Raw genomic sequence first — 16,498 nt, forward strand, 5'->3', positions numbered from 1 at the left:
CTTTCTTTCTTACGCCGCGGTCATCCTCCGTGGTGGTGGCGAGTGCTGTTTTGCCTTTTTTTTGCGCCCAACCCCTCCCAAACCCCCCCTCCACAACGTCAGGACAGGGCTTCGGCGATCTCCGGGGCGAGGGCGCGGAAGGCCTTGCCGCGGTGGCTGATCGCGTTCTTCTCCGCGGGCGTGAGCTCGGACGACGTGCGCGTGCCGGGCGTGCCGTCGGCGGCCGGGTCCTGCTCGACGGGCACGTGGATCGGGTCGTAGCCGAAGCCGTGGGACCCGCGCGGGGCGCGCACCAGGGTGCCGGGCATCTCGCCGAGGCACACCTCCTCACGGCCGTCCGGGGTGACCAGCGCCGCCGCGCAGACGAACGCCGCCCCGCGGTGCTCGTCGTGCACGTCGCCGAGCTGGTCCAGCAGGAGCCGGAGGTTCGCCTCGTCGTCGCCGTGCTTGCCGGACCAGCGGGCGGAGAAGATGCCGGGCGCGCCCCCCATGACGTCGACGCTGAGGCCGGAGTCGTCCGCGACGGCGGGCAGGCCGGTCGCCGCGGCCAGGGCGCGGGCCTTGATGAGCGCGTTCTCGACGAACGACACGCCGTCCTCGACCGGCTCGGGGGCGCCGACGTCGGCCGCCGACACCACGGCCTCGTCGGGCAGGGCGTCCAGGCCGGGCTGGGCGCGCAGGATGGCGCGCAGCTCGACGAGCTTGCCGCGGTTGTGCGTCGCCAGCACCAGGCGGGCGCCGGCGGGGACGCTCACGCCCGAGGTGTTTCCGGTCATCGTCACAGCTCCTGGGCCAGCGCGGCGCGCTGGATCTCGGTGAGCTCGGCCGTGCCGGCGACGGCGAGGTCGAGCAGGGCGTCGAGCTCGGCGCGGTCGAACGGCGCGTGCTCGGCGGTGCCCTGCACCTCGACGAACGTGCCGGCGCCCGTCGTCACGACGTTCATGTCGGTCTCGGCCCGCACGTCCTCGACGTAGGGCAGGTCGAGCATCGGCGTGCCGTCGATGATGCCGACGCTGACCGCCGCGACCGAGTCCGTGAGGACCTTCTTGCCGCCGGTGACGTGCCCGTGGCGGGTGCCCCACGCGATCGCGTCGGCGAGCGCCACGTACGCGCCGGTGATCGCGGCGGTGCGGGTGCCGCCGTCGGCCTGGAGCACGTCGCAGTCGAGGACGATCGTGTTCTCGCCGAGGGCGGTCACGTCGACGACGGCGCGCAGCGCGCGTCCGATGAGGCGCGAGATCTCGTGCGTGCGGCCGCCGATCTTGCCCTTGACCGACTCGCGCTGGCTGCGGTCGTTGGTGGCGCGGGGGAGCATCGCGTACTCGGCGGTGACCCAGCCCTCGCCGGAGCCCTTCTTCCAGCGCGGCACGCCCTCGGTGAACGACGCGGTGCACAGCACGCGGGTCCTGCCGAACTCCACCAGCACGGAGCCCTCGGCGTTCTCGGTCCAGCCGCGGGTGATGGTCACGGGGCGGAGCTGGTCGGGCGTGCGGCCGTCGGCGCGGGGTGCCACGTCAGGCGTGCCGGCCTGGGAAGCGGGGGAAGTCATGCCGCCACCCTATGCGAGCGCCCACCGGCCCGGCCGAACAGGCAGCTGACACCGTGATGAGCCGTCCGTGGGCCCGATCACGGTGTCAGGTGCCTGTTCGGCGCCGCGGGCCGGGGGTGGGGCGGCACGTAGGGTTGTCCGGTGCAGCTCACCGCCACGGACCTCGCGTTCGCCTACCCCGGCCGCCCGGTGCTCGACGGCGTGAACCTGCGCGTGTCGGACGGCACCCGGCTCGGCGTCGTGGGGGAGAACGGCTCCGGCAAATCGACCCTGCTGCACCTGCTGGCGGGGGACCTGCGCCCGTCGCGCGGCGGGGTGCGGCGGCGCGGGAGCGTCGCGCTGGTGGAGCAGGAGCTCGCGGCGTCCTCCGGCGAGACGGTGGGCGACCTGGTGCGCGGCACGCTCGCCGGGCTGCGCGCGCTCGCCGCGGAGATCGAGAAGGAGGCCGCCGGCTTCGACCACGAGACGGGGGACCTGCGGCGCCTCTCGGGGCTGCTCGCCCGCGCGGAGCACCTCGCGGCGTGGGACGCGGACCGCCGGGTCGACGTCGCGCTCACCCGGCTGGGCGCCGTCCGCGACCTCGAGCGCCGGCTGGACACGCTGTCCGTCGGGCAGCGCTACCGGGTGCGCCTCGCCTGCCGCCTGGCCGAGCGCGCCGACCTGCTGCTGCTCGACGAGCCCACCAACCACCTCGACGACTCCGCGATCGAGTTCCTCACCGGCGAGCTCGTCGCGTGGCAGGGCGGGGTCGTGGTCGTGACGCACGACCGCGAGCTGCTCGACGACGCCGCGACCGCCATCCTCGACCTCGACCCGTCGATGGACGGCAAGCCCGTGCTCTACGGGCAGCCCGGCTACCTCGCCTACCGGTTCGCGAAGAACCAGGCGCTGCACCGGTGGCGGCAGCGCTACCGCGCGGAGCAGGAGCGGGCCCGCGTGCTGGCCGAGCGGCTGGACGCGTCCTACGAGGGGCTCTCCGACGAGTGGCGCCCGGAGAAGGGGTCGCAGAAGCACCGCCGCGCCACCCGCGCCCGGATCCACGTCAAGGCCGCCGACCGGCTGGTGCAGCAGCTCGAGGCGGAGGCCGTCGAGGTGCCGGTGCCGCCGGCCCGTCTGGCCTTCCCGGACCTGCCGTCCATGTCGCCGGGGTGGGACCCGGGCGACCCGCTCGTCGAGGTCCGCTCGCCGCGGGTCCTGGCCGACGACGGCGGCGTGCGGCTCGACCTGCCCGGCACCCGCGTCGCGGTGCCGCCGTCGGGCCGCCTGCTCGTCGTCGGGCCGAACGGCGCGGGCAAGTCGACGCTGCTGGCCGCGCTCGCGGGCCGGGTGGCGCTCGCCCGCGGCACGCGGACGGTGACTCCCGGCGCGCGCCTGGGCGTCGTGGCGCAGGAGACGGCGCTCGCGGGCGCTGGCGCGGCCCCCGCGCAGGCGCCCGGCGCCGAGGGCGAGGAGGCGGGGCCGCCGACCGGCTTCGACGCGTACGCGGCGGAGGCGCTGGAGCTGCTGGACCGCGGCGAGCTCGACCCGGAGCACGTGGTGCCGGTGGCCGCCCTGGGGCTGCTCGGCGAGGAGGACCTGGAGCGACCGCTCGCCGAGCTGTCGGCGGGGCAGCGTCGCCGGTTCGAGCTGGCGCGGGCGCTCCTGCACGCGCCCCACCTGCTGCTGCTCGACGAGCCCACCAACCACCTGTCCGTGGACCTCGTGGACGAGCTGACCCGGGCGCTGATCGCCACGCCCGCGGCCGTCGTCGTCGCCACCCACGACCGTCGCATGCGGGCCGACCTGGCCGACTGGCCGGTCCTCGACCTCGGGGCCTGAGCGCCCGGCCGTCGCGACGACGGACGGACCGGACCGCTCACAGGTCTAGACCACTCTCAGGATCTCTGGCAGGGTGCGACGTGCATCGAAGACGATCGAGAGGGTCACCATGTCAGCGCTGTCTGTTTCCCACCCGTCGCGCCGGTCCGTGCTCACGGCCGGTGTCGCCGTCCCCCTGCTCGCCGGGCTCGGCGTCCCGGCCGCCTCCGCGGCCTCCTCACCGGCCACCATGGCCCCGCCGCTCCTGCCCGCGCCGCAGAGGTACCGGCCCGGCGGGCCGGGGCTGCCGATCACCGCCGCCCGGCGTATCGCCCTCGTCGGCGAGCGGGCGGACGACCTGCGGTCCGACGCCGAGCTGCTGGCACGCGACCTCCGCCTCGCGGGCGCGCTCGACCGCCGCCTGGAGGTCGTGGCCACCACCCGGCCCCGCCGCACCGACATCGTCCTCGAGGTCGCCGACCTCCCGGAGGTCCCGCACCCCGAGGGGTACGTGCTGAGCGCCGACGGAGGGATCCGGATCTCCGCGCCCTCGAGCACCGGCGTGTTCTGGGGGACCCGCACCCTGGTCCAGCTGCTGCGCTCGGGTCGTCGGCCGAGCGGCGTCGTCGTCGACTGGCCGGAGCTGGACGAGCGGTCCCTCATGCTCGACATCGGGCGCAAGTACTTCAGCCCGGACTGGATCAAGGCGCTGATCGGCGAGATGTCCTACCTGAAGATGAACACCCTCCAGCTGCACATCTCGGAGGGGCTCGGGTTCGGGATCGAGTCCGAGACGCACCCGGAGATCGTGTCCCCGCAGCACCTCACGAAGGACGAGGTCCGCGACATCCTCGACTTCGCGCGGGCGCACCACGTGCGCGTGTACCCGGACGTGGACACCCCCGGCCACCTGGACCACGTCCTGTCCCTCCATCCCGAGCACCAGCTCGTGCTGGCCGACGGCACCCGGCACGCGGGATACCTCGACATCAGCCGGCCGGCCGGCAGGGCGCTCGTGCACGAGATCATCGAGGAGATGTGCGAGCTCTTCGACCCCACGGTGTTCCACATCGGCGGCGACGAGTACTTCCCCGCGCCCTGGCAGGGCACCGGACCGGACGTCATCTCGGACGCGTCCGCGCCGCAGCTGGTCGAGTACGCGCGGGCCGCCACGGGCAGCCCGTCGGCCACGGCCCTCGACGGTTACGAGGTCTACCTGAACGAGATCGGCGACCTGGTCCGCTCCCACGGGTTCACGGCCCGCATGTGGAACGACGACATCCATCCCGGTGAGGGCGTGTCGCGGATCGACCCGCGGACCCAGGCGGACGTCTGGATCCGGTGGAACACCAGCAAGCCGACCGCCGTCGACTATGCGGAGGCCGGGCACGCCCTCATCAACTCCAACGGCGACTACCTGTACTTCATCCTGACGTCGGAGGGGCTGGGGCAGGGGCCCTACAAGAACCCCCGCGGCATCTACGAGCGGTGGACCCCGCGCACCTTCATGGGCGCCGCGGGCAGCGCCGGCGACTTCGAGCTGCCGGAGTCGGTGCCCCTGCTCGGCTCCCACCTCTCCGTGTGGTGCGACTCGCCGGGCTCCATGACACAGGCGGAGGTCGCCGCGCAGCTGCAGGAATGGCTCCAGGTCTTCGCCCAGCAGGTCTGGGGGTCGCCCCGTCCGGTCGGCACGCTGGACGAGCTGCGCGCCCGCGTGATCTCGGCCGTCGGGGCGGCTCCGGCCTGACTCGCGGTAGGTCGCCCCCTCGTCGTTGTCACGGATATGCTGCCTGATATCCGTGACATCGACGAGGGGACGACGACGTGCCGCAGCAGGACCAGCCGAACGACCAGCCCAACGACGGGACGACGGGCGACGGGGGCGACCGGCTGCGGGTGCTGGTGCACGGCGCCGGCGGCATCGGGCTGTACGCGGCCGCGCGCCTCGCGGGCGCCGGCCATGACGTGACCCTCAAGGGGCGCGCGTCCACCGTCGCCGCCCTGGTCGACGGCGACCACGACGGAGGCCACGACGGAGGCCGGGGCGAGCTGCGCGTGCTGCGCGACGGCGCGGTGACCGCCGTCGCCGGAGTCCGGGTGACCGACCGTGTCCCGACGGGGGAGCCGTTCGACCTCGTGGTGGTCGCGACGAAGTCCTGGCAGGTGGCCGACGCCGCGCGCGAGCTGGTCCCGGCGGTCGGCCCGGGCACCCGCGTCCTGACGACGCAGAACGGCGTCGACGCGCCCGACCGCCTGGCCGCGCACCTGCCGGCGGAGGCGGTGCTGGCCGGGACCGTCGTCGTCATCGCCCAGCGCGTGGGGCCCGGGGAGGTCGAGGTCGTGGGCGGCGAGGCGACGCTCACGGTCGGGGCGCCGGGCCGCGGTACGCCCGACGACGCGGACCGGCGGGTCCTGGCCGCCCTCGAGGGCGCGAGGGTCGGCGCGCGCTGGACCGACGACGTGGCGAGCGCGCTCTGGAAGAAGCTCGCGCTCGTCGCGTCCTACGGGGGCGTGGGCGCGCTGGCGGGCGCGACGGTCGGCGAGACCCGCTCCACCCCCGAGACCCGGGACCTGGTGGAGCGCGCGATGCGGGAGGTGCTCGCCGTGGGCAACGCCGAGGGCGCCCACCTCGGCGACGCGGACCTCTCCGACATCCTGCGCACCTACGAGTCCGGCTTCGCGCCGGGCACCACCACCTCGCTGCAGCGCGACCTCGCGGCGGGCGTGCCGTCCGAGCTGGCCGACCAGAGCGGCGCCGTCGTCGCGCACGCGATCGCCGCCGGCGTGGACGCGCCCGTGCACCACGCCATCTACGCCTCCCAGCTGCCGCGGGAGAACGCCGCCCGCCGGGCCACGGCGGGGTCGTCGTGACGGGCGCCCCCGTCGTCGTGGCGGCCGGGTATCGCGCCGCGCGGACGCACCTCGTCCCGGCACTCTCCCTCGCGTGCGTGACCACCCTCGTCAACGAGTGGGGCACGGTGCCGCGCGAGACTTCCCCGCGGCCGTGGGCGGGCCACCCCGGGACCGGCTCGCCGGAGCGGCGGCTGCTGGCCGCGGAGTGGGGGTCGCGGCCGCCGTCCGACGCGGCGATCGCGGCGGCCGCGGACACCGTGCACCCGGTCTTCGCCGCCGCGTCGCCGGCCGAGCGGGCGCGCCGGCTCGACGCGCTCGTGGCAGCGCTCGGCGTCGTCCCCCGGGTGACGACGGCGCCGGCCGGGCCGGTGCTCGACTGGGCCGTGCACCGGCGGGCCGACCTCCTCGCGGCGGCACTGGCCGTGGCGCTGCTCCCCGCGCCCGTGCCGCCGGTCCGGGCCCCGCGGCTGGGCACCTGCGGGGCGGACGACTGCGCCGACGTGTTCGCCGACGTCTCGCCCCGGCAGGACCGCGCCTACTGCTCCACGCGCTGCCAGACGCGCCAGCGTGCGCGGGCGCACCGCGCCCGGCGGCGCACCGACGTACAGTCGCGCCCGTGACCACCTCTCTGTCCCCGGGCGCATCCGGCGCCCTCCGCAGGTTCGCGGGCTGGGTCGCCCGCGGCTCCGTCGGGTATCCCCTGCTCAAGGACGTCGAGTACTGGGACGTCCTGCGCGACGAGCCGAGCGCGATGGAGACCCTGTTCGCAGTCTTCGCCAACGTCCTCGAGCTCGACGGCGACGGCGAGCCGATGAACGAGAAGCACGCGGAGCGTCGCGCCGCGGCGTGGCTGCACCGCTACTGCACGGGCCGGATGCCGGAGGGCGAGGCGGAGCTGGAGGGCTGGGAGGTCGCGCTTCACTGACCGCAGCCACCGACCGCAGCCCGCCAGCTCACGAGACGCGGCCCACCCAGGCCATCGCCTGCTTCACGATGGTCCCCTGCCCGTGGATCATCTCCGCCTGCACGGTGTCGCTGCAGGCCTCCTCGGGCGTCATCCAGGCGAGGTCGAGCGCGTCCTGCTGGGGGCGGCAGTCGCCCGTCACCGGCACGACGTACGCCAGGGACACCGCGTGCTGGCGGGGGTCGTGGTAGGCCGTGATGCCCGGGGTGGGGAAGTACTCGGCCACCGTGAACGGCTGCGGTGAGGCCGGGACCTGGGGCAGCGCCACCGGCCCGAGGTCCTTCTCGATGTGGCGGAGCAGCGCGTCGCGCACCCGCTCGTGGTAGAGCACGCGGCCCGAGACCAGCGCGCGCGTCATCGTGCCGAGCGGGGTGACGCGCAGCAGCAGCCCGACGGCGACCACGTCGCCCGAGTCGTCGACGCGCACCGGCACCGCGTCGACGTAGACGAGCGGGAGCTGGGCGCGCACGGCCGCGAGGTCCTCCGGGGTCAGCCAGCCGGCGGGCTGCGGCTCGTCGCGGTAGAACTCGTCGTCACCAGGGAACTCGGCCGTGTCCGTCACAGGTCGTTTCTACCAGCCCGCACCCCGCCCCACCCCGCCGCAGCGTGCCGGCCCCGGTGCCCACGACGGGTGCCCCGGGAATACTGGGGAGCGTCCCGGCGCTGTGCGCAGGAGACCCCCTGATGGAAGGACACACATGGCCACCGTCGAGCTGACCGACGACACGTTCGAGAAGACCGTCACCGACAACGACATCGTGCTCGTCGACTTCTGGGCCGAGTGGTGCGGCCCGTGCAAGCAGTTCGGACCCGTCTTCGAGGCGTCGTCCGAGGAGAACGCGGACGTCGTGCACGCGAAGATCGACACGGAGGCGCACCAGCGCATCGCCGCCGCCGCGGGCGTGAGCGCCATCCCGACGCTCATGGCGTTCCGCGAGGGCGTGCTCGTCTTCAACCAGGCCGGCGCGCTGCCCGCCCCCGCCCTCAAGCAGGTCGTCGAGGCCGTCAAGGGCCTCGACATGGACGAGGTGCGCGCACAGATCGCCGCCGCGAACGACGGCGCCCCGCAGGCCTGAGCGCCGCGATGCCCCGCATCACCGACGACGGCCGCCCCGGGACTCCCGGGGCGGCCGTCGTGCGTCGCCTAGACTGACCCGCGCTCGGCCGGAGTGATGGAATTGGCAGACATGCGGCGTTTAGATCGCCGTGCCCCCAGGGCGTGCGGGTTCGACCCCCGTCTCCGGCACTCTCGCGACGACCCTCAGTCCAGCCCGAGGGTCTTGCGCACCCGGGCGACGTGCCCGGTCGCCTTGACGTTGTACTGCGCCACGGCGACGGTGCCGTCGGGGGCGACGACGACGGTGGAGCGGATGACGCCCACGTACGTCTTGCCGTAGTTCTTCTTCTCGCCCCAGGCGCCCCACGCCTCGAGCGCGGCGTGCTCGGTGTCGGCGAGGAGGGGGAACGTCAGGGCGTCGCGCTCGGCGAACGTCGTGAGCTTGTCCACGCCGTCGGGGGAGACGCCGACGACGGCGTAGCCGGCGCCCTGCAGGGAGGCGAGCGAGTCGCGGAAGTCGCAGGCCTCGGTGGTGCAGCCCGGCGTCATGGCGGCGGGGTAGAAGTACACGACGACGCCCTTGCGGCCCGGCTCGGCGAGCGCGTCGGCCAGCGAGAAGGTGCCGGTGGTGTGGCCGGTGCCGGCGGGCTCGGGCAGGACGGCGGGCAGCTCGAGGGCGGGGGCGGCGTCGCCGACGGCGAGACGGGTCACGGGGGCTCCTTCGGGGTGCGTGCTTCGGGCGGCGGGCGGTGCCCGACGACGGGTCGCGGGCGCGGGCTCGGCGTCGAGCCTAGACGCCCGGGTCGTCTAGCGTGGGGCCCGTGACCGACGCCACGCCCCGCACCACGTCCCCCGGCAAGCCGCTGCCCATCCGGATGCTCCACGACCGGCTGCTGGTGCAGCCGGAGGTGGACTCGTCCGAGCGGCAGTCGACGGCGGGGCTCGTGATCCCCGCGACGGCGTCCGGGCCCAAGCGGCTCGCGTGGGCCCAGGTGGTGGCGAAGGGCGAGCACGTGCGCCAGGTGGCCGTCGGCGACCGCGTCCTGTACGACCCGGAGGACCGTGCCGAGGTGGACCTCGGGGGCACCGACTACGTGCTGCTGCGCGAGCGCGACGTGCACGGCGTCACCGAGACCGACGACGACAGCGGGGCCACGGGCCTCTACCTCTGACCTCTGGGACAGTGGGGCGCATGACCGGCGACGACGCCCGACCCGCGGACCCCCTGGACCTCCTTGCGCTCGACGACGAGCTGAGCCCTGGGGAGCGCGACACCCGCGACCGCGTGCGGGCGCTGGTGGACGAGCACGTCCGCCCCCACGTCGCGGGGTGGTTCGCGGACGGCGTCTTCCCGCGCGACCTGGTGCCGAGGCTCGCGGAGGCGGGCCTGCTCGGCATGCACCTGCAGGGCTACGGTTGCGCCGGGCGCTCGGCGGTGGAGTACGGGCTCGCCATGGCCGAGCTCGAGGCCGGCGACTCGGGGATCCGCACGTTCGTGTCCGTGCAGGGCTCGCTGGCCATGTCGGCGATCGCGAAGCACGGGTCGCCCGCGCAGCGCGAACGGTGGCTGCCGGGGATGGCGGCGGGGGAGACGATCGGCTGCTTCGCGCTCACCGAGCCCGGTTCCGGCTCCGACCCGGCCTCGATGACGACGACGGCGACGCGCGTCGGGGACGAGTGGGTGCTGTCCGGCCGCAAGCGCTGGATCGGGCTCGCGTCGATCGCGGACGTCGCCGTGGTGTGGGCGCGCGCCGTGGACCCGGCCGAGGACGGCGAGAACGGCGAGGAGGCGAAGCCGCGGGTGCGCGGGTTCCTGGTGCCGACGTCGACGCCCGGGTTCGTCGCGACGCCGATCGAGCCGAAGCTCTCCCTGCGGGCGTCCGTCCAGTGCGACGTCGTGCTCGACGACGTGCGCCTGCCGCCCGACGCGATCCTGCCGCTGCACCCGGGCCTGGCCGGGCCGTTCGCGTGCCTCGACGAGGCGCGGTACGGCATCGCGTGGGGCGCGACCGGGGCGGCCCGCGACTGCCTGGACGCCGCGCTGCGCCGCGCCGGGGAGCGGGTCCAGTTCGGCCGCCCGCTGGCGGCCTTCCAGCTCACCCAGGCGAAGCTGGTGGACATGGCGCTCGAGGTCTCGCGGGGGCAGCTCCTCGCGCTGCGCCTGGGGCGGCTCAAGGACGCCGGGCGGCTGGAGCCGCACATGATCTCGGCGGGCAAGCTCGCCAACGTGCGCGGCGCGATCGAGGTGGCGCGGACCGCGCGCACCGTGCTCGGCGGCGACGGGATCACCCTCGAGCACTCGCCCATGCGGCACGCCGCCAACCTCGAGTCGGTGCGCACCTACGAGGGCACCGACGAGGTGCACACGCTGATCCTCGGGCGGCACCTGACGGGCGTGCAGGCGTTCCGCTGAATGCTGACAGCCCGCCAGGGCGGCTGTCACCGAGGTCACAGCGCTGACCGGGCACGACGGTTTCCCGGCACGTGCCGACGGCTGGTAATGTTTCTCACCGCCGGCGCCATTAGCTCAATTGGCAGAGCAGCTGACTCTTAATCAGCGGGTTCGGGGTTCGAGTCCCTGATGGCGCACCAGCAACGAGGTCCTCGCACCGCGAGGGCCTCGTCGTGCGAGGACCGTCCGGGCGCGAGCCGCGGGCGTCCTCTGGCCACGCGCCATTAGCTCAATTGGCAGAGCAGCTGACTCTTAATCAGCGGGTTCGGGGTTCGAGTCCCTGATGGCGCACCACCCAGCCCCGTCCGGCATCGCCGGGCGGGGCTTCGTCGTCCCTCCGTCCGTCGGTCCCACCCCGAGTCGGCGTCCAGACGTCGTCCAGTGTTCTCCCGGTCGCCTGCGGCACGCACCGGAGAGTTCACCCGGCCTGGGAAACCTGGTGCCCCGGGTGAGCCCGGGCTGCCTGCGGGAGCGCCCTTCCCTTCATCGACGACAGGAAGGACGGCACGCTGATGCGGCCGAACCCCTCAGGACGCGTGCGCGCGTCCACCGTCGCCGCGTGCGTCGTGGCGGCGTCGCTGGCGATACCGAGCGCCGGCCTCGCGCCGGCGGCGGCGCAGCCCTCGAGCCCGCCCGAGACCCCGGCCGCGAGCCGGGCGACGGACGTGGCGGGCGGCACGGACGACGGCCGGTTCCCCGGCTTCCCCGGCTGGCCCGACGCCCCGTCGTCGGACGGGGTCGCGAAGCACGGCACGCCGGGCAAGCCCGGGAAGCCTGGCACGCCGGGAACGGCGCCCACGCTGACGCCGCAGGACGGCGCCCACCTCTCGGGCACCACCCGGGTGGCGGCGGGCCCGACGACGGCGGGCGATCCCGTCGGGCGGATCACGGTGGACGGGGCGGACCTGCCCGGTACCGCCGCGACGACCGGCACGTCCGCGCTGACCTTCGACGTCGGCAGCAACTCCGCCGACGTGGCGTTCGGCAACTACCTCGTGGTCAACGGGCACCGCGTCGCGCAGGAGCGCACGTGGGTGTCGGAGCGCGTCGAGGTGCCGGTGCCCAACGATTGGCTGGTGCAGGGCACCAACACGGTCGAGATCCACGCCGGCGGGATCGACTCGTCGTGCGGCGTGAACTTCGACGACTTCGTGGTGTCGGAGGTGCAGCTCGAGCTCCTCGGCGAGACCGCGGGCGACACCGGGAACGCGTTCACCTACTCGATGGGCGACGGCTCCTGCGGCACCAACACCTCCTACGTCAAGGAGGCGACGGTGACGTTCGAGGTCGACGGCGTGCCGGGGGCCACCACGGGCCTCGCCGCCGACGTCGACACGACCGCGCTGGCGAACGGCGCGCACGAGATCGTCGCGACCACCCGGTCCGGCGCCACCGCGACGCACACCGTGCGGGTCAACAACTCCCCGGTCGGTGCGCCCGCGCTCTCCCCGGAGGACGGCGCGCTGACGCGCGGGGTCCGGACGGTCACCGCCTCCGCGGCCGCCGACCGCGAGGGCGGCACGGCGTCGCTCACGGTGGACGGCGAGCCCGCCGCCGGGCCGCGGACCCTCGGCGACGGCGTCTCGGTGTTCTCGTTCGACGTCGGCGCCAACTCGATCGAGACGCGTTACCAGAACCACCTGCTCGTCAACGGCACGCGGCTCGACCTGCGGGGGGAGGGCGGCCGCGACCTCGTCTCCGAACGGGTCCGGGTGGGCGTCCCGAACCGTGTGCTGCGCCCGGGGAAGAACACGATCGCGCTCGTCGCGGGGGACGTGTCCTCCTCGTGCGGCGCGAACGTCGACGACTTCACGGCGTCGGACCTCGCGCTGAGCGTCGCGGACGGCACGGTCACACCTCCGGCCGACCTTAAGGCGTCGTACGCCATGGGCGACGGGAGCTGCGGCTCCAGCGCCACCGCGCTGCCGAAGATCGAGCTCGACTGGACGATCGACGCGGCCGGCGAGACCGCGTTCCCGGCGCTGGGCCACGGCGAGGCCACCGTGTCGTTCGCCGTCGGGTCCAACTCGCTCGACGGGTCCGCGCACAACCTGCTGCGGATCAACGGCATCGAGCGCCGCATCGACCAGACGATCGTCGGCGGCCGCGGGGAGATCACGTTCCCGAACGAGTGGCTGCTGCCCGGCTGGAACGAGGTCGACGTCGTCGCCGGGGCGTTCGAGAACGACTGCAACCTCGACGACTTCACGGTCTCCGACGTCGTCCTCACGCCGGCCGCCGGCACGGCGCAGCAGCAGAACGCCGCGGCGTCGTACGCGCTCGGCGACGGCACCTGCGGGTCCAACCTCAACTCCTTCCGCCAGGTCGACCTGCACTTCCTCGTGGACGCCCCGGCCCGCGGCCTGCGCGCCGACGTCGACACCGCGGACCTCGAGGACGGCGAGCACGAGCTCGCGGCGGCCTCGACCACGGGGGAGCGCGCGACCCGCGTGCTGGAGACCGACAACACCGCGCCGAAGATCGCGTCCTCGACGCCGGCCGTCGGCGCGACGATCACCAGCGCCGTCCCGCTGGCGGTGGAGCTCGCCGACCCGCGCGGAGTGGTCGGCGACCCGCAGGTGACGCTCGACGGCGAGGCCGTCGCGCTCGGCGCGCCGGTCGGGCCCGGCCTGCCCGCCGGTGAGCACACGCTGCAGGTGGCGACCGCCGACTCGCTCGGCAACAGCGCCACGCGCGAGATCTCGTTCACGAGCGCCGGCGTCCCCGACGTCCCGTCCGACCTCGCCCCGGCCTCCGGGACGACGGGCGCCGGGACCTCGGTGAAGCTCTCGGCGCGCGTCGCCGGCCCGGACGGGGGCAGGGTCACCGCGACGTTCGGGCAGGCCGACGTGCTGCCGCCCGGCGAGGTCCGGCAGGGGACGGCGGCCGACGTGCCGGCCGAGCTGAACCCGCGCGGGGCGAGGAAGGTCTCGGCGAAGGGGATGGCCGCCGGCGACGGGAGGACGCTCGCGTCCCCGCAGGCCGACGACGTCGCCTACCAGCGCTTCGACGTGCGGCTGAAGACCTCCGAGGAGCACCCGGTGGTGCGCTGGAGCGGCACCGCCGACCCGGCCCGCGAGGTCTCCCTGCTGGTCTGGGACGTGCGGGCGAAGGCCTGGGACACGATCGCGGCGTCGCGCGGGCAGGCCGAGGGGGACACCGTCCTGGTCGCGCCGGCCGGCCCCGAGCACCGCGACCGCGGCGTCGTGCACGTCATGGTGGCGGCCACCGACCCGTTCGCGGACGACCTCGACGCGGGGCCGGAGGGCTTCGCCGACCCGGCCGACTACGACTTCTCCATCGCGCACATGACCGACACCCAGTACCTGTCCGAGGGCGCGGTCGAGCCGGACAGCGCCGAGGAGCGGGCCGTGTGGGAGTCCGCGTACGCGGGGGTCACCGACTGGATCGCCGAGAACGCCGACGAGCGCAAGATCGCGTTCGTGTCGCACACCGGCGACCTCATCGAGAACAACATCCGCGAGCCGAAGGACGACGCCACGCGCGACGAGGTGACCGGAGAGTTCGAGGTCTCCTCCCGCCAGCAGGCGAAGATCGACGGCATCCCCAACTCGGCCGTCGCGGGCAACCACGACAACTGGTCGGGGGCGGCGGGCGGCGCCGACACGTACAACCGGTACTTCGGCCCCGACCGCTACCAGGCCGCGGCCGAGTCGTGGGAGAACGCCGAGTACGGGTCGTGGCGCGAGGGCGACAACTCCAACCACTACGTCCTGTTCTCCGCGGGTGGGCTGGACTTCGTCGCCGTCGGCATGGGCTACGGCGTCACCCGCGAGGAGGCCGAGTGGGCCGACGGGATCTTCGAGCGGTACTCCGACCGCAACGGCATCCTCATGACCCACGCGTACCTCGCCGCCAGCACGCAGAAGGACGGCCGGGACGCGGGCTTCGCCGCGCCGGACGGCTCCCCGCTGTTCAAGTACGTCGTCCAGCCGAACGACAACGTCTTCCTCGTGCTCGCCGGCCACGTCCACGGCGTCACGACCAACGTGAAGCCGCAGGTCGGGCAGATCGCGGACGGCGTCGTGGAGCTCCTCGCGGACTACCAGGCGTTCACCGTGCCCGCCCAGCGGGTCGGCCTCGCCGGCATCGGCGGCCACGACCCGGCCGAGCGGCTGCGGTTCGGGGCGTCGTACTTCCGCCTGCTGCAGTTCGACGTCGACCGGGCCGAGATGAACGTGGACACCTACTCGCCGTTCCTCGACGACTTCGGCGCCGACGAGTGGGACCCCGACGCCCGCTACGACTCCACCGCGGACAACATGGTGCTGCCCGTGGACCTCACCACCCGCACCACGTCGTTCGTCACGGACTCGCTGGCCGTGTACGCGCCGACGCGGGTGATCGGCCGCGAGACGGTCGCCTCCGGCGAGGTCGCGTCGGTGCGCTGGGACCGCCTGAAGCGGGGCACCCAGTACGCCTGGATCGTCACGGCCACCACCCGCGGGGGCGGCGTCACCGCCGCCGAGCCGGCGATCCTCACCACCGGGGGCGGCACGCGGTGACCCTCCGCACCCGGGCCAGGACGGCGTCGCGTCGCGGCGCCGTCCTGGCGGCCCTCGCCGTCCTCGGCCTCACGGCCCTGGCGGCCCTCGCCGCCGTGGCGTCGGCGCCGGCCGCCGCCGCGCACGACGCCACCACCGACGCGTACGCGCGGGTCACGGCCGGCGACGGCGGCCACGTGCACGTCGAGCTCGACCTCGAGTACGACCTGCTCATGAAGTCCGCCTGGCTCACCGCCGAGGCGTACGACGCGCGCGGCGCCTCCGCGCAGGGCGCCCAGCTCGCGAAGCACGCCGACGAGGTCGCCGTCTACGTCGCCGAGCGGTTCCAGGTGGCGGCCGGCGACGACCGCTGCACCCCGGCCCTGGCCGGCGACCCGACGGTGGGCGACCGCGGCGGGACGTCCTATGCCACGGTGGTGCTCGACTACGCCTGCCCGGCCGGGACCGACGACGGCTCGGGGACGCACACGCTCTTCAGCGCGCTGTTCCCCGACTCCGAGACCTTCGTGCACACCACGGAGACGATGGTCGCCTTCGACCTCGACGACGAGCAGGGGTCCGCGGTGCTCACGCCGGCCGACCCGACCGTCACGACGGGGGAGCACCGCACGGCCCACCGGCTCGGCGCGTTCTTCGTGCTCGGCGCGGAGCACCTGCTGCTCGGCCCCGACCACCTGCTGTTCCTGCTGGCCCTCGTCGTCGGCTCGCGGCGCCTGCGCGACGTCGTCCTGGTGGCGACGTCGTTCACCGTGGCGCACTCGGTCACGTTCCTGCTCGCGGCGACGGGCGCCGTGAGCGCGCCCGGCGCGGTGGTCGAGCCGATCATCGCGATCTCCATCGCCGCGGTCGCGGCCGGGCACCTGTGGGCGCTGCGGCCCGGCGCGCCGCCGCAGCTCGATCCTCGGCTCGATGCCCGGCACGGCACCGGGCCCGACATCCTGCTCGGCACCCTGCGCGACGCGGCGCGCGAGCCGCGCGCCCGCTGGTACGACCTGAGCCGGGCGGACGTCGCCCGCCTGGCCGTCGTGTTCGCCTTCGGGCTGGTGCACGGGCTCGGCTTCGCCGGTGCGCTGGGGCTCGACGAGCCGTGGTCGTGGGGGCTGCTCGGGTCCCTGCTCGTGTTCAACGTGGGCATCGAGGCCGTGCAGCTCGCGCTGATCGCGGTGGTGTTCCCGCTGCTCGTGCTGCTGCGGCGCCGGACGCCGGGCACCGCGCGGTGGGTGACCGCGGTCGTCGCCGCCGGGGTCGCGGTCGTGGGGCTGTTCTGGTTCGCGCAACGGGTGCTCGGGCTGGGCTGACA

The 16,498-nt window shown here is 74.5% G+C and carries 14 protein-coding genes and 3 tRNA genes; 13 read left to right on the plus strand and 4 right to left on the minus strand.

Going from position 1 to position 16,498, the window contains the following annotated elements; all coding sequences use genetic code 11:
- Positions 1–98: 98 nt before the first annotated feature.
- Together rdgB and rph are read right to left on the minus strand one after the other, a co-directional pair.
- A complete protein-coding gene (gene rdgB, locus ACWF41_RS08560; RefSeq protein ID WP_380325699.1) occupies positions 99–776 on the minus strand; it encodes an RdgB/HAM1 family non-canonical purine NTP pyrophosphatase in 678 nt (225 codons plus the stop codon).
- A gap of 2 nt (positions 777–778) precedes the next feature.
- The gene (gene rph, locus ACWF41_RS08565) at positions 779–1,549 is read right to left on the minus strand and encodes a ribonuclease PH (protein ID WP_380325696.1); all 771 of its coding nucleotides are present in this window, start codon (positions 1,547–1,549) and stop codon (positions 779–781) included.
- A gap of 141 nt (positions 1,550–1,690) precedes the next feature.
- Here rph and ACWF41_RS08570 point away from each other — a divergent pair, with 141 nt between their 5' ends.
- The 5 genes from ACWF41_RS08570 to ACWF41_RS08590 all read left to right on the plus strand — a co-directional run bounded on the left by ACWF41_RS08570 (position 1,691) and on the right by ACWF41_RS08590 (position 7,124).
- Positions 1,691–3,367, plus strand: a complete 1,677-nt coding sequence (locus ACWF41_RS08570; RefSeq protein WP_380325693.1) for an ABC-F family ATP-binding cassette domain-containing protein — start codon at positions 1,691–1,693, stop codon at positions 3,365–3,367.
- Between the two features lie 109 nt (positions 3,368–3,476).
- Complete coding sequence (locus ACWF41_RS08575) at positions 3,477–5,093, plus strand: beta-N-acetylhexosaminidase (protein ID WP_380325690.1); 1,617 nt, start codon at positions 3,477–3,479, stop codon at positions 5,091–5,093.
- A 77-nt stretch (positions 5,094–5,170) separates the two neighbouring features.
- Entirely contained in the window at positions 5,171–6,217 is a 1,047-nt protein-coding gene (locus tag ACWF41_RS08580) for a ketopantoate reductase family protein (RefSeq protein ID WP_380325687.1), read from the plus strand.
- Positions 6,214–6,819, plus strand: a complete 606-nt coding sequence (locus ACWF41_RS08585) for a CGNR zinc finger domain-containing protein (protein ID WP_380325684.1) — start codon at positions 6,214–6,216, stop codon at positions 6,817–6,819. Before ACWF41_RS08580 ends, ACWF41_RS08585 begins: the two co-directional genes overlap by 4 nt.
- A complete protein-coding gene (locus ACWF41_RS08590) occupies positions 6,816–7,124 on the plus strand; it encodes a DUF7677 family protein (RefSeq protein WP_380325682.1) in 309 nt (102 codons plus the stop codon). The genes ACWF41_RS08585 and ACWF41_RS08590 overlap by 4 nt, the downstream gene beginning before the upstream one ends.
- A gap of 28 nt (positions 7,125–7,152) precedes the next feature.
- Here ACWF41_RS08590 and ACWF41_RS08595 read toward each other — a convergent pair whose 3' ends face one another.
- On the minus strand, positions 7,153–7,725 hold the full coding sequence (locus ACWF41_RS08595) for an NUDIX hydrolase family protein (RefSeq protein ID WP_380325679.1): 573 nt from the start codon (positions 7,723–7,725) through the stop codon (positions 7,153–7,155).
- A gap of 136 nt (positions 7,726–7,861) precedes the next feature.
- Here ACWF41_RS08595 and trxA point away from each other — a divergent pair, with 136 nt between their 5' ends.
- Positions 7,862–8,239, plus strand: a complete 378-nt coding sequence (gene trxA / locus ACWF41_RS08600; RefSeq protein WP_380325676.1) for a thioredoxin — start codon at positions 7,862–7,864, stop codon at positions 8,237–8,239.
- Positions 8,240–8,326: 87 nt separating this feature from the next.
- Positions 8,327–8,409 (plus strand) — tRNA-Leu (locus ACWF41_RS08605).
- A gap of 15 nt (positions 8,410–8,424) precedes the next feature.
- On the opposite strand, the gene ACWF41_RS08610 is transcribed toward ACWF41_RS08605, so the two are convergent.
- The gene (locus tag ACWF41_RS08610) at positions 8,425–8,931 is read right to left on the minus strand and encodes a peroxiredoxin (protein WP_380326036.1); all 507 of its coding nucleotides are present in this window, start codon (positions 8,929–8,931) and stop codon (positions 8,425–8,427) included.
- Positions 8,932–9,095: 164 nt separating this feature from the next.
- Here ACWF41_RS08610 and ACWF41_RS08615 point away from each other — a divergent pair, with 164 nt between their 5' ends.
- The 6 genes from ACWF41_RS08615 to ACWF41_RS08640 all read left to right on the plus strand — a co-directional run bounded on the left by ACWF41_RS08615 (position 9,096) and on the right by ACWF41_RS08640 (position 16,496).
- On the plus strand, positions 9,096–9,392 hold the full coding sequence (locus ACWF41_RS08615) for a GroES family chaperonin (RefSeq protein WP_380326038.1): 297 nt from the start codon (positions 9,096–9,098) through the stop codon (positions 9,390–9,392).
- A gap of 20 nt (positions 9,393–9,412) precedes the next feature.
- Positions 9,413–10,633 (plus strand): acyl-CoA dehydrogenase family protein, encoded by a 1,221-nt coding sequence (locus tag ACWF41_RS08620; RefSeq protein WP_380326033.1) that lies wholly within the window; start codon positions 9,413–9,415, stop codon positions 10,631–10,633.
- A 103-nt stretch (positions 10,634–10,736) separates the two neighbouring features.
- Positions 10,737–10,812 (plus strand) — tRNA-Lys (locus ACWF41_RS08625).
- Between the two features lie 78 nt (positions 10,813–10,890).
- Positions 10,891–10,966: transfer RNA gene (locus ACWF41_RS08630), tRNA-Lys, on the plus strand.
- Positions 10,967–11,184: 218 nt separating this feature from the next.
- Complete coding sequence (locus ACWF41_RS08635) at positions 11,185–15,198, plus strand: metallophosphoesterase (RefSeq protein ID WP_380326031.1); 4,014 nt, start codon at positions 11,185–11,187, stop codon at positions 15,196–15,198.
- Entirely contained in the window at positions 15,195–16,496 is a 1,302-nt protein-coding gene (locus ACWF41_RS08640; protein ID WP_380346992.1) for a HupE/UreJ family protein, read from the plus strand. The genes ACWF41_RS08635 and ACWF41_RS08640 overlap by 4 nt, the downstream gene beginning before the upstream one ends.
- Positions 16,497–16,498 lie beyond the last annotated feature (2 nt).

It is taken from the genome of Isoptericola sp. NPDC055063, from assembly GCF_053608125.1.